Origin of the sequence: Streptomyces sp. PA03-6a, assembly GCF_033792765.1 — a bacterium.
In the GTDB taxonomy this organism is placed as follows: Bacteria; Actinomycetota; Actinomycetes; order Streptomycetales; family Streptomycetaceae; genus Actinacidiphila.
In genome coordinates this window covers 1-12,206 of record NZ_JARAVK010000264.1, presented here as the reverse complement: position 1 = coordinate 12,206, position 12,206 = coordinate 1, and the positions used below count along the sequence as shown (strand labels likewise).

Here is a 12,206-nt window from a genome sequence, read left to right as displayed (position 1 = left end):
GCCTGAATATGCCCCCGGACATGCGACGACCCCCGCTCTCCCCCCCGGCGGGGGTCGTCGCATGTCCGGGGGCATATTCAGGCCATGAGTCCGGACGCGCCCGGCATGTGATCGGCCCCCCGCGGCTTCCGCGGGGGGCCGGTCTTTTTCTTTGCCCGGCTACGGTGAGTGACGGATCACATTCGTTGTGCTGCCCGGGGGAAGCCACTCGCGCGGGTGGTGGAGATATCCACAACGGCCTGGTTATCCACGGATTACCACCAAGATCATCAAGTTTCGGCGACTCGCGAGACTCTGGCGGCAAATGCCGTACCGGAGATGTGTGCGGTGCATGTGCCCGATACCGACGGGACGGGCCGGAGCGAGCGAGGGGGACGCCGAGGTGGCCGAATCATTCAACGGTGAAACAAAAGGAGCGCGTGACGGGCGGGTGCCCGGGCGGGCGTCCGCATGGCCGCGCGGAAAGGACGATCCTGGCGGCGGCCCGCTCATCGTCACCGAGGACGGGGCCCTCCTGGACGACCTGCTGCGCCTGTGCGCCGCGGCGGGTGCGGAGCCGGAGGTCGCCTTCGGGGTCCCGCCGGCGCCGGGCAGCTGGGAGGGGGCGCCGCTGGTGCTGGTCGGCGCCGCGGACACCCGCCGCGTGCCGGGCACGGCGCGCCGCCGCCGGGGCGTGCTCCTGGTCGGACGGGATCTGGACGATCCGGACGTGTGGCGCCGCGCCGTGGATGTCGGCGCCGAGCACGTCGCCTTCCTGCCCGACGCCGAGACCTGGCTGGTCGACCGGATCGCCGATGTGGCGGAGGGCGCCGGCGACCCGGCCCTGACGATCGGCGTCGTGGGCGGCCGCGGCGGCGCGGGGGCCAGCACGCTGGCCTGCGCGATGGCCGTCACCGCCGCCCGCTCCGGGCGCCGCACGCTGCTCGTCGACGCAGATCCGCTCGGCGGCGGGCTGGACGTACTGCTCGGGGCCGAACGGGTGGGCGGGCTGCGCTGGCCCGACCTCGCCGAGTCGCGGGGCCGGGTCAGCAGCGGGGCGCTGGAGGAGTCGCTGCCCCGCACGCACGCCCTGAGCGTCCTCAGCTGGGACCGTGGCGACACCGTCGTCATCCCGCCGCAGGCCATGCGGTCGGTGATGGGCGCCGCGCGGCGGCGCGGCGGGGTGGTGGTCGTCGACCTGCCGCGCCGCATGGACGAGGCGGTGGCCGAGGCGCTCGCCCAGATCGACGTCGGACTGCTGGTCGTCCCCGCCGAGCTGCGCGCGGTCGCGGCCGCCGGGCGGGTCGCGTCCCGGATGGCCATGGTGCTGCGGGACCTGCGTGTGGTCGCCCGCGGCCCCTTCGGCTCGGGGTTCACCGACGAGGGGCTCGCCGAACTGGTCGGGCTCCCGCTCGCCGGTGAGCTGCCGACGGAGCCCGGCCTGCCCGCCGCCCTGGACGGCGGCGAGGCACCGGGCGGCAGCGGCCGGGGCCCACTGGCCGGGTTCTGCTCGGCCTTCCTCACGGCGGCGCTGCCGGGCGGGAGCGCGGCCGCATGAGCGCCGAGGTCATGACGCCCACCCTGCTGGACGCGGTACGGCTGCGGCTGGCCGCCTCCGGTGACGAGCCCACCCCGGCCGGCGTGGCCGCCGCGTTGCGGGCACAGGGCCGGCTGCTGGGCGACACCGAAGTGCTCGACGTGGTGGCCGCGCTGCGCTCCGAGATGGTCGGCGCCGGGCCGCTGGAGGGGCTGCTCGCCGAACCGGACGTCACCGATGTGCTGGTGAACGGGCCGGACGAGGTGTGGGCCGACCGGGGCGCCGGACTGGAGCGCACCGAGGTGCGGTTCGCGGACGCGGCGGCCGTGCGCAGGCTCGCCCAGCGGCTCGCCTCCGCGGCCGGACGACGGCTGGACGACGCCCGGCCCTGGGTCGACGCCCGGCTGCCGGACGGCACCCGGCTGCACGCGGTGCTGCCACCGGTGGTGGTCGGCGCCCCGTGCCTGTCCCTGCGGGTCGTCCGCACCCGGGCCTTCGCCCTGGACGAACTGGTGGCCGCGGGCAGCATGGACGGCGGCACGGCCGCCCTCCTGCGGGCTGTGCTGGACGCCCGCCTGTCGTACCTGGTCTCCGGCGGCACGGGCTCCGGCAAGACCACGCTGCTGAGCTGCCTGCTCGGCCTCGTCCCGCCGGGCGAGCGCATCGTCCTCGCCGAGGACTCCGCCGAGCTGCGGCCGCGCCATCCGCACGTCGTCCGGCTGGAGACCCGGCCCGCCAACCAGGAGGGCGCCGGGCTGGTCACCCTGCGGGACCTCGTACGGCAGGCGCTGCGCATGCGGCCGGACCGGCTGGTGGTCGGAGAGGTGCGCGGGCCCGAGGTCCTGGATCTGCTGGGCGCCCTCAACACCGGCCACGAGGGCGGGTGCGGGACGGTCCACGCCAATGCCGCGGGTGATGTGCCCGCCCGGCTGGAGGCGCTGGGCGCCGTGGCGGGCCTGGACCGGGCCGCGCTGCACAGCCAGTTGGCGGCCGCCCTGTCGGTGGTGGTGCATCTGGTGCGGGACCGCTCGGGGCAGCGCCGGGTCGCCGAGATCCACGTCCTGGAGCGCGGGCCGGACGGGATCGTCGGCACGGTGCCGGCCCTGTGCGGCGGCGAACGCGGCCCGGGATGGGGCCGGTTGACCGCACTCTGCGCAAGGGGGCGGTCATGAGCGCCGCGGTGCTCCTTGCCACCCTGTGCGCGGGCACCGCCGCCTGGGTGGCGTGCGCCGGGGATGAAGTCCTCCGTAGGGCAAGGACGTTGCTCAGTGGCGCCTCTGGGGCCCGCGGGGTGACCGGTGGGCTCCTGGGGCCGGGCAGCCTCGAAACCCGCCTCAGCGGGCTGCTGGAGCCGTTCCGGGTGCGGTACGGCTGGCGCCTCGGCCGCGAAGTGCTCTTCCTGCCGGGCGGGTTGGTCGCGGGGCTGGCCGCCGGGTCGGTGCTGCCGGCCCTGCTCGGGGCGGCCGCGGTGCCGTTCGCCGGGCGGTGGCTGCGCGGGCGGGAGCGGCGCGCCGAAGCGGAACGGCGGGCCCTGGCGGTGGGTGCGCTGTGTGCGGCGGTCGCCGGCGATCTGCGGGCAGGACTGGCACCGCCCGCCGCGCTGGCGGGTGCGCTGGGCCGCGAGGGCTGGCCGGAGCACCCCGGCCTGTCGGACGCGGCACTGCCGTTGCTGGCAGCCGCCCGTTTCGGCGGTGACGTGCCCGCGGCGCTGCGGTCGGCCGCCCGGCTGGAGGGCGCCGAGGGGCTCTCCGGTGTCGCCGCCTGCTGGCAGGTGGCGGTGGACGGCGGCGCGGGGCTCGCCGACGGCCTGGACCGGATCGCGGCCGCCCTGCGTGCCGAACGCGACCAGCGGGAGGACCTGAGGGCCCAGCTGGCGGCACCCCGCTCCACCGTCGCGCTGCTGGCCCTGCTGCCCGTCTTCGGGCTGGTCCTGGGCGCCGGGCTGGGCGCCGATCCGCTGGGCATCCTGCTGCGCACACCCGCGGGGCTGGGCTGCCTGGCCGCCGGCGGGCTTCTGGAGTGGGCCGGGCTCGCCTGGACCGCGCGCATCGTCCGGACCGCGGAGGGCGGGTCATGAGCGGCGACGCCGTCCACAGGCTGGGGATCGTCGTGGCCGTCGCCGCCACCGCCCTGTGCGCCGCGGGCGCCCTCGCCGCCACCCGGAGGGAGCGTGCCGCGCGGCGCAGGCTGCGGTTGCTCATGGGCGCGGCGCCACCGGCCCGGCGCGGCCGCAGATGGCCGGGCACGGCCTCCGCCCGGGAATGGGCGCCGGTCGCCGGGGTCGCCCTGGGTGCGTTCGCTCTGGTCGGCGGAGTCCCCGGCGCGGCGGCCGGGCTCGGCGCCGCGTACGCGCTGCGCCGACGGCAGCGGCGGCCCCGGCCCGCCGGGCCCGCGGACCAGGCCCGGGCCGCGCGGCAGCTGCCACTGGCGGCCGATCTGATGGCCGCCTGTGTCGCGGCCGGAGCCGGGCCCCGCGAGGCAGCCGAGGCCGTCGGACCGTCCCTGGGCGGGCCGCTCGGCGAGGCGCTCACCCGCGCCGCCGCCGAGCTCCGCCTGGGCGGCGACCCCGCGCAGTGCTGGGGCCGGCTGGACCGGCTCGGCTGCCGGGAGCTCGCCCGGTGCATGGAGCGCGCCACCACGACGGGAGTGCCGCCGGTCGAGGAGATCGCGCGGCTCGCCGCCGGCTGCCGCGCCGAGCACGCCCGTTTCGGGGCGGCGCGGGCCCGCCGCGCCGGAGTGCTGATCACCGCCCCGCTGGGGCTGTGCTTCCTGCCGGCCTTCCTCCTCGTGGGGGTCGCGCCGGTGGTGATGGGGCTGGCGGGGGCGATCCTCGCCGGCACGACGATCTGAAGGGGGATCCCATGCGAGTCATGCGTTGTCTGAGGAAGCTGAGCCGCCGGTGCCGCACCGGCGAGGGCGGGATGACCACGGCCGAGTACGCCGTGGGCACGCTGGCGGCCTGCGGTTTCGCGGCCGTGCTCTACAAGGTGGTCACCTCGGGCGCGGTCAGCTCCGCGCTCAGCGGGCTCATCAAGCGGGCCCTCGATGTGGCGTTCTGAGCGCCGCCGTGACGCCGGCTATGTCACGGCGGAGGCGGCGGTGGTCATCCCGTCGCTGGTGTTCCTCACGGCGCTGCTGCTGTGGGGGCTGGCCGCGGCGGCCGCGCAGATCCGCTGCGTCGACGCCGCACGGGCCGGAGCCCGTGCGGCGGCCCGCGAGGAGCCGGACGGCGCGGTGCTGCGGGCGGCCCGCACGGCGGCTCCCGCCGGGGCCGCCGTCTCGGTCCGCCGGGGCGGCGACCTGGTCCGAGTCACGGTCGAGGCCCGCTCCCTGTCCCTCACCCTCCACGGTGAGGCGGTCGCCGCCGTGGAGGGAACAGGGGAGGGGCCGTGAGCCGCCGGCGAGGGAGCGACCGGGGCTCCGCGACGGTCTGGACGGCCCTCCTGGGAGCGCTGCTGGCGATGGCCGCCTGCGCCGTGCTGGCCTTCGGCGCCGCCGTCTCGGCACGGCACCGCGCAGGCGCCGCCGCGGACCTCGCCGCGCTCGCCGCCGCGGACCACGCCCTGCGGGGCGGCGCGGAAGCCTGCGCCGTGGCCGGGCGGGTGGCGGCCGCCCAGCACGCCCGGCTGGTCCGCTGTGCCGTCAGCGGTGAGATCGCCGACGTCACGGCCGCGGTCGGCCCCGCCCGGGTCCGCTCCCGGGCCTCAGGACTCCGGATCCGGGGCGGGCGCCGGTACGGCGGGGATGGGCTCCGACGGGCCCTCCGCCGCGAGGAGCACGTCGAGCAGGCGTACCGCGGCCTGCTTGTCCAGCGGGTCGTTGCCGTTGCCGCACTTGGGCGACTGCACGCAGGAGGGGCAGCCGAACTCGCACTCGCAGGAGGCGATCGCCTCGCGGGTGGCGGTGAGCCAGCCGCGGGCGGTGCGGAAGGCCCGTTCCGCGAAGCCGGCGCCACCGGGATGGCCGTCGTACACGAAGACGGTCGGCAGCCCGGTGTCCTGGTGGAGCGGCACGGAGACCCCGCCGATGTCCCAGCGGTCACAGGTGGCGAAGAGCGGGAGGAGGCCGATGGAGGCGTGCTCGGCGGCGTGGAGGGCGCCGGGCAGCTCCTCGGGGTGGATACCCGCCGCGTCGAGCTGATCGTCGGTGACCGTCCACCACACGGCACGGGTGCGCAGGGTGCGGGGCGGCAGGTCCAGCTTGGTCTCGCCCATCACCTCGTTGGTGATCAGCCGTCGACGGAGGAAGGAGACGACCTGATGGGTGACCTCGACGGAGCCGAAGTGGAGGCGGGCCTCGCCCCACCCCTCCACCAGGTCCTCGTCGAGCACGGAGATCGCCGTGGTGTCGCGGGCCATCGTCGAGTACGGCGGGTCGGCCTGCTCCACCAGCGCGACGGAGTCCTCCAGGTCCAGGTGCCGGACGAGATAGGTGCGGCCCTGGTGCAGGTGGACCGCGCCCTCGTGGACGGTGGTGTGCGCGGCGCCCGCGTCGACGGTGCCGAGCAGGCGCCCGGTCCCGGCCTCGACGACCTGGACGGGCTTGCCGCCCTCGCCGCGGATGTCGGTGAGGTCGGCGGCCCGCTCCCGCCGCGTCCAGTACCAGCCGCCGGTGCGGCGCCGCAGCAGTCCGCGGCGCTCCAGCTGGGGCAGCAGCGCGGCGGTCTCGGGCCCGAAGAGCTCCAGGTCCTCCTCGCCGAGCGGTAGCTCTGCCGCGGCGGCGCACAGGTGCGGGGCGAGGACGTACGGGTTGTCCGGGTCCAGCACGGTCGACTCGACCGGGCGGCGGAAAAGCGCGTCCGGGTGGTGCACGAGGTAGGTGTCCAGCGGGTCGTCGCGGGCGATCAGCACCGCCAGCGCCCCCTGGCCCGAGCGCCCCGCACGGCCCGCCTGCTGCCACAGGGAGGCCCTCGTGCCGGGGTACCCGGCCAGGAGCACGGCGTCGAGCCCGGAGACGTCCACACCCAGCTCCAGGGCCGTCGTGGAGGCCAGTCCGAGGAGCCGCCCGCTGTGCAGGTCCCGTTCGATGGCCCGGCGCTCCTGGGGCAGGTAACCGCCCCGGTAGGCGGCGACCCGGCGGGTGAGCCGGCGGTCGATCTCGGCGAGGCGTTCCTGGGCGATGACGGCGATCAGCTCGGCGGCCCGCCGGGAGCGCACGAAGGCGACCGTGCGGGTGCCGTCGAGCACCAGGTCCGTCAGCAGGTCGGCGGCCTCGGCGGTGGCCGTGCGGCGCACCGGGGCGCCGTGCTCCCCGCTGAGCTCGGTGAGCGGGGGCTCCCACAGGGCGAAGGCGACCTCGCCGCGCGGTGAGGCGTCCTCGGTGACCTCGGCGACGGGCACGCCCGTCAGCCGGGTGGCCGTGGCGCCGGGGTCGGCGGCGGTCGCGGAGGCGAGGAGGAAGACGGGATCCGCCCCGTAGCGGGCGCAGACACGCCGCAGCCTGCGTATGACCTGGGCGACGTGCGAGCCGAAGACGCCCCGGTAGGTGTGGCACTCGTCGATCACGACGTAGCGCAGCTGCCGGAGGAAGGAGGACCACCGGGAATGGCCCGGGAGGACACCCAGATGGAGCATGTCGGGGTTGGTGAGCACGTAGGTCGCGTACTGGCGGACCCACTCGCGCTCCTCGAACGGCGTGTCGCCGTCGTAGACCGCCGCGCGCACCGCCTTGCCCAGCGGTGCGGCGAGTTCGGCGACGGCACGCCGCTGATCGGCCGCCAGGGCCTTGGTGGGCGCCAGGTAGAGCGCGGTGGCGCCCCGGCCGTTCGGCGCCTCGGAGCCCTCCACGAGGGCGCTGAGGACCGGCACGAGGTACGCCAGGGACTTGCCGGAGGCCGTTCCCGTGGCGACCACCGCGGAGGTGCCGGCGAGGGCGTGGGCGGCCACCTGTGCCTGGTGCTCCCACGGCCGCTCGATGCCGGACGCGCGGACCGCGTCGATCACCTCCGGGCGGATCTGATCAGGCCAATCGGCATGGCGACCCGCCCGTGGGGGCAAGTGCTCCGTATGGGTGATGCGCGCGGCCCTGCCCGCCCCCGTGGCAAGCCGCTCCAGGAGGGCGACGGGGGAGGTGCGGCCGTGCGCCGACTGCGGAAGATGATCCTGAGCCATCGGCACTCAGTGTGTCACTGGCATGACGGACAATCGCCGTAAGGCGTCGTGCATGCCCGCTGGTAAGTGATTGAATGCCATCGCGGCTGCCGATCCATGGGGGGCGACCGCTCGATGCAAGGTGCTGGAGGATCCGTGGACCTGTCCCTGTCGACTCGAACCGTCGGCGACCGTACGGTCGTCGAGGTCGGCGGCGAGATTGATGTGTACACCGCACCCAAGCTGCGCGAGCAGCTGGTGGAACTCGTGAACGACGGTAGCTACCACCTGGTCGTGGACATGGAAGGCGTGGACTTCCTGGACTCGACGGGGCTGGGCGTGCTGGTCGGCGGGCTCAAGCGGGTTCGCGCGCATGAAGGCTCGCTGCGCCTGGTGTGCAACCAGGAGCGCATTCTCAAGATTTTCCGTATCACCGGCCTGACCAAGGTGTTCCCCATCCACACCTCGGTCGACGAGGCCGTCGCGGCGACCGACTGACGTTCGACGCCGGACCGAGGGGCTCCGGGCGACGCCGACGCCCGGGCCCCTGTGTTGCCCGCCCACAGGCACGAGGGGGAGGCCATGCCCACCGTAGAACTGCTCTTCAGCGCACTGCCGGAGCACGTCCGCACCGCACGACTGGTGGCGGCTGCGGTAGCCCGCAGGGCAGGGGTGGACGAGGCCGTCCTCGACGAGGTCCGGCTCGCCGTCGGTGAGGCGTGCAGCCGGGCCGTCGGGCTGTACCGCAGCAGTGGTGCGGACCGTCCGGTGCGGGTGGTGCTGACCGAGGAGGAGAAGAAGTTCTCCATCGAGGTCGGCGAGAAGTCCCCCGAGGCGGACGAACGCCCCGCCGACGCCGCCAGTGTGCCCTCGGCGCGTGGTGACAGCCCCGCCGAGCACTCCGAGCCGCTTCCCGACGGCTCACCCTCCTCGTCCGACTCCTCCGAGGCGGAGGACGAGGGCCAGATGGGTCTGGCCGTCATCAGCGGCCTCGTCGACGACGTCGAGGTCTTCTCGGGAGAGTACGGCGATGTCATCCGGATGAGCTGGCCGCTGAACCCGGCCGCGCTCTCCTAGCCGCCCAGCCCCCCTTCACGCACTCCTGCCGAGCTGCCTGCGCGCTTCTGCCGCAGGTCAGCTCGGCGTGCGCGGATTCACCCGGTGGTTGATCCACTTACACGGTGACTGTTCACCTTTTCCGGTGATATCTGCGGGCGATCTCCTTTGCTATATCCCCGGCGGCGGCGAATTTCGTTTCCTGCGCCCTGTTTTGATCTAGTTCGGCTCCCTACAATCCGTCCATCTTTGCTCAGCTCACAAGCCTGAGCGTCGTGGCTGCTTTGTCGCCGGAGCCGCGCGCCCACGTGCCAAACGTCAAGGAGGACGAATGGCGGGGCCACTTACCCCTCACCTGCAGGACATCGCCCAACCGCTTGCCGCATCACCTGTACTGACCGACGGCAACCGCAATCTCGTGCTCGTCATCGTGGTGGTGGCACTGGCCGCCCTGGTGCTCGCCGTGGTGCTGGTACGTCAAGTGCTCAGTGCCGACGAGGGCACCGACAGCATGAAGAAGATCGCGGCTGCCGTGCAGGAAGGCGCAAACGCCTACCTCGCACGGCAGTTCCGCACTCTGGGAGTCTTCGCGGTCGTCGCGTTCTTCCTGCTCATGCTGCTGCCCGCGGACACCACGGCGCAGCGCATCGGCCGAAGCGTGTTCTTCCTGGTGGGCGCCGGCTTCTCGGCGGTCACCGGCTACATCGGCATGTGGCTGGCGGTGCGCAGCAACGTCCGCGTGGCCGCAGCCGCACGAGCCGCGACCCCGGCGCCGGGTGAACCCCCGGCGGACCTGACGACCGTCTCGCACCGCGCGATGAAGATCGCCTTCCGCACCGGCGGCGTGGTCGGCATGTTCACCGTGGGCCTGGGGCTGCTGGGCGCCTCCGTCGTCGTGCTGGTCTACAAGGCCGACGCGCCCAAGGTGCTGGAGGGCTTCGGCTTCGGCGCCGCGCTGCTGGCCATGTTCATGCGTGTCGGCGGCGGCATCTTCACCAAGGCCGCGGACGTCGGCGCCGACCTGGTCGGCAAGGTCGAGCAGGGCATCCCCGAGGACGACCCGCGCAACGCCGCCACCATCGCGGACAACGTCGGCGACAACGTCGGCGACTGCGCCGGCATGGCGGCCGACCTGTTCGAGTCGTACGCCGTCACCCTGGTGGCCGCGCTCATCCTCGGCAAGGTCGCCTTCGGCGACTCCGGCCTGGCCTTCCCGCTGCTGATCCCGGCGATCGGCGTGCTCACCGCCATGGTCGGCATCTTCGCGGTGGCCCCCCGCCGCAAGGACCGCAGCGGCATGACCGCCATCAACCGCGGCTTCTTCATCTCCGCGGTGATCTCGCTGGCGATGGTGGCCGTCGCGGCGTTCGCGTACCTGCCCTCGACGTACGCGGAGCTGGCCAACGTCCCGGGCGACATCGCCTCGCACGGCGGTGACCCGCGCATCCTCGCGCTGGTCGCGGTCGCCATCGGCATCGTGCTCGCGGCGCTCATCCAGCAGCTCACCGGCTACTTCACCGAGACCAGCCGGCGCCCGGTGCGGGACATCGGCAAGACGTCGCTGACCGGGCCCGCCACCGTCGTCCTGTCCGGCATCTCCGTCGGCCTGGAGTCCGCGGTGTACTCGGCCGTCCTCATCGGCCTCTCGGTGTACGGCGCCTTCCTGCTGGGTGGTGCCTCGATCTGGCTCGCCCTGTTCGCCGTGGCGCTGGCCGGCACCGGTCTGCTCACCACCGTCGGCGTGATCGTGGCCATGGACACCTTCGGCCCGGTCTCCGACAACGCCCAGGGCATCGCCGAGATGTCCGGCGACGTCCACGGCGAGGGCGCCCAGGTGCTCACCGACCTCGACGCGGTCGGCAACACCACCAAGGCGATCACCAAGGGCATCGCCATCGCGACCGCCGTGCTCGCAGCGACCGCGCTGTTCGGGTCCTTCAAGGAGGCCGTCGACACCGCGGTGCGGGAGGCGAACATCTCCGCCGCCGACCTCAGGTGGCTGGACCTGGACATCTCCCAGCCGAACAACCTGTTCGGCCTGCTGCTCGGCGCGGCCGTCGTCTTCCTCTTCTCCGGACTGGCCATCAACGCCGTCTCCCGGTCGGCGGGTGCGGTGGTCTTCGAGGTGCGCCGGCAGTTCCGCGAGCACCCCGGGATCATGGACTACACCGAGAAGCCCGAGTACGGGCGCGTCGTGGACATCTGCACCAAGGACGCGCTGCGCGAGCTGGCCACCCCCGGTCTGCTCGCCGTACTCGCCCCCATCGCCGTCGGCTTCTCCCTCGGCATCGGAGCGCTGGGCTCCTACCTCGCCGGAGCCATCGGCGCGGGCACGCTCATGGCGGTCTTCCTCGCCAACTCCGGCGGTGCCTGGGACAACGCCAAGAAGCTCGTCGAGGACGGCCATTACGGCGGCAAGGGCAGCGAGGCCCACGCCGCGACCGTCATCGGCGACACCGTGGGCGACCCGTTCAAGGACACCGCGGGCCCGGCCATCAACCCACTGCTGAAGGTCATGAACCTGGTGGCGCTGCTGGTCGCCCCGGCGGTGGTCCAGTTCTCCTACGGCGACCAGGCCAACCTCGGCGTGCGGATCGGCGTCGCCGCGGTGTCCCTGGTGGTCATCGTGGGTGCCGTCTACATCTCCAAGCGTCGCGGCATCGCGGTCGGGGACGACGAGGGCGCCGACGCCGGCCATGACGACACCGAGACCACGAAGCGATCAGCCGACCCGAATGCGACGGCCACGGTCTGACGTAGTGTGAGCTCATCGTGATACGGCGGCGGGCGTCATCCTCCGGGGTGGCGCCCGCCGCCCGCGGGCACGTCAGATGCATCACCCTCTTCTTGGTTCATAAGGGGCAATAGTGGGCGCATCGAGTGGAAGCGATGTGGCCCGCGGACAGGAGCCGTGTAGGTTCCGGGGCCGTGAACACCAAACTCGCGGCTGCGCTGTCCGTCACGGCTGTGATCCTCGCGACGGGGTCGCTGTCGGGATGCGGCGACGGCGGTAACGAAAAGCTCGACGCCTGGGCGAAGACGGTCTGCGACCAGGCTTCCGCCCAGGTCAAGAAGATCAACGACGCGAACACCCACATCAGCAACACCCCGAGCAACGCCAAGCCGCAGGACGTCCGGAGTGCCGACTCCACGGCGTTCGGGCAGATCTCGGAGGCCTACAAGGCGCTCGCCGGGATCGTCGGCAAGGCCGGCGACCCGCCGGTCGACGACGGCACCAAGCTCAAGCAGGACGCGGTCAACGACCTCAACTCGCTGTCCACCGCCTACGCGAACCTGCGCAAGCAGGTCGACGCGCTGCCCGTCTCCGACCAGGCGAAGTTCGCCGACGGGCTGAAGGGCGTCTCCGACAACCTGGCCAAGGTGAGCAAGAGCGGCGAGCAGGCGCTCGACACGCTGCGCCAGGGCGAGGTCGGCCGGGCCATGGCGAAGCAGCCCGGCTGCCAGGACTCCGGCGCGAAGCCCTCGAAGTCCTGACCGTCCGAGGGCGGGTGGGGCCCGCCGGGCGCCCCGTCGCGGGTGACAAT

At 73.8% G+C, this 12,206-nt stretch carries 11 protein-coding genes and 1 pseudogene; 11 read left to right on the top strand and 1 reads right to left on the bottom strand.

Going from position 1 to position 12,206, the window contains the following annotated elements:
• Nucleotides 1-430 precede the first annotated feature (430 nt).
• The 7 genes and pseudogenes from ssd to PV350_RS38685 all read left to right on the top strand — a co-directional run.
• On the top strand, nt 431-1,537 hold the full coding sequence (gene ssd / locus PV350_RS38715) for a septum site-determining protein Ssd (RefSeq protein WP_500338135.1): 1,107 nt from the start codon (nt 431-433) through the stop codon (nt 1,535-1,537).
• Nucleotides 1,534-2,688 (top strand): TadA family conjugal transfer-associated ATPase, encoded by a 1,155-nt coding sequence (locus PV350_RS38710; RefSeq protein WP_500338134.1) that lies wholly within the window; start codon nt 1,534-1,536, stop codon nt 2,686-2,688. The genes ssd and PV350_RS38710 overlap by 4 nt, the downstream gene beginning before the upstream one ends.
• Nucleotides 2,685-3,593, top strand: coding sequence for a type II secretion system F family protein (locus PV350_RS38705; RefSeq protein ID WP_499513069.1), 909 nt, complete (start codon nt 2,685-2,687; stop codon nt 3,591-3,593). The genes PV350_RS38710 and PV350_RS38705 overlap by 4 nt, the downstream gene beginning before the upstream one ends.
• Complete coding sequence (locus tag PV350_RS38700; RefSeq protein WP_499513070.1) at nt 3,590-4,366, top strand: type II secretion system F family protein; 777 nt, start codon at nt 3,590-3,592, stop codon at nt 4,364-4,366. The genes PV350_RS38705 and PV350_RS38700 overlap by 4 nt, the downstream gene beginning before the upstream one ends.
• Nucleotides 4,367-4,386: 20 nt before the next feature.
• Entirely contained in the window at nt 4,387-4,575 is a 189-nt protein-coding gene (locus PV350_RS38695; protein WP_499513071.1) for a DUF4244 domain-containing protein, read from the top strand.
• Nucleotides 4,562-4,909: a TadE family type IV pilus minor pilin gene (locus PV350_RS38690; protein ID WP_499513072.1), complete on the top strand. Its 348-nt coding sequence runs from the start codon at nt 4,562-4,564 to the stop codon at nt 4,907-4,909. The genes PV350_RS38695 and PV350_RS38690 overlap by 14 nt, the downstream gene beginning before the upstream one ends.
• A gap of 68 nt (nt 4,910-4,977) precedes the next feature.
• Nucleotides 4,978-5,160: pseudogene (locus tag PV350_RS38685) on the top strand (Rv3654c family TadE-like protein); the annotation flags it as partial.
• A 60-nt stretch (nt 5,161-5,220) separates the two neighbouring features.
• On the opposite strand, the gene PV350_RS38680 reads toward PV350_RS38685, so the two are convergent.
• A complete protein-coding gene (locus PV350_RS38680; RefSeq protein WP_500338132.1) occupies nt 5,221-7,626 on the bottom strand; it encodes a DEAD/DEAH box helicase in 2,406 nt (801 codons plus the stop codon).
• A gap of 135 nt (nt 7,627-7,761) precedes the next feature.
• On the opposite strand from PV350_RS38680, the gene bldG reads away from it, so the two are divergent.
• The 4 genes from bldG to PV350_RS38660 all read left to right on the top strand — a co-directional run bounded on the left by bldG (nt 7,762) and on the right by PV350_RS38660 (nt 12,156).
• On the top strand, nt 7,762-8,103 hold the full coding sequence (gene bldG / locus PV350_RS38675) for an anti-sigma factor antagonist BldG (protein ID WP_018562186.1): 342 nt from the start codon (nt 7,762-7,764) through the stop codon (nt 8,101-8,103).
• An 84-nt stretch (nt 8,104-8,187) separates the two neighbouring features.
• Nucleotides 8,188-8,682 (top strand): ATP-binding protein, encoded by a 495-nt coding sequence (locus PV350_RS38670; protein ID WP_499513074.1) that lies wholly within the window; start codon nt 8,188-8,190, stop codon nt 8,680-8,682.
• A gap of 310 nt (nt 8,683-8,992) precedes the next feature.
• Nucleotides 8,993-11,416 carry a sodium-translocating pyrophosphatase gene (locus tag PV350_RS38665; RefSeq protein WP_499513075.1) on the top strand — a complete coding sequence of 808 codons (2,424 nt, stop codon included), beginning with the start codon at nt 8,993-8,995 and terminating at the stop codon, nt 11,414-11,416.
• A 173-nt stretch (nt 11,417-11,589) separates the two neighbouring features.
• Nucleotides 11,590-12,156 carry a small secreted protein gene (locus PV350_RS38660; RefSeq protein WP_499513076.1) on the top strand — a complete coding sequence of 189 codons (567 nt, stop codon included), beginning with the start codon at nt 11,590-11,592 and terminating at the stop codon, nt 12,154-12,156.
• Nucleotides 12,157-12,206 lie beyond the last annotated feature (50 nt).

Coding starts and splice junctions, on each gene's coding strand:
- PV350_RS38710 (WP_500338134.1), top strand. CDS start 1,534: ATGAGCGCCGAGGTCATGACGCCCACCCTGCTGGACGCGGTACGGCTG.
- PV350_RS38705 (WP_499513069.1), top strand. CDS start 2,685: ATGAGCGCCGCGGTGCTCCTTGCCACCCTGTGCGCGGGCACCGCCGCC.
- PV350_RS38700 (WP_499513070.1), top strand. CDS start 3,590: ATGAGCGGCGACGCCGTCCACAGGCTGGGGATCGTCGTGGCCGTCGCC.
- PV350_RS38695 (WP_499513071.1), top strand. CDS start 4,387: ATGCGTTGTCTGAGGAAGCTGAGCCGCCGGTGCCGCACCGGCGAGGGC.
- PV350_RS38690 (WP_499513072.1), top strand. CDS start 4,562: ATGTGGCGTTCTGAGCGCCGCCGTGACGCCGGCTATGTCACGGCGGAG.
- PV350_RS38680 (WP_500338132.1), bottom strand. CDS start 7,626: ATGGCTCAGGATCATCTTCCGCAGTCGGCGCACGGCCGCACCTCCCCC.
- PV350_RS38670 (WP_499513074.1), top strand. CDS start 8,188: ATGCCCACCGTAGAACTGCTCTTCAGCGCACTGCCGGAGCACGTCCGC.
- PV350_RS38665 (WP_499513075.1), top strand. CDS start 8,993: ATGGCGGGGCCACTTACCCCTCACCTGCAGGACATCGCCCAACCGCTT.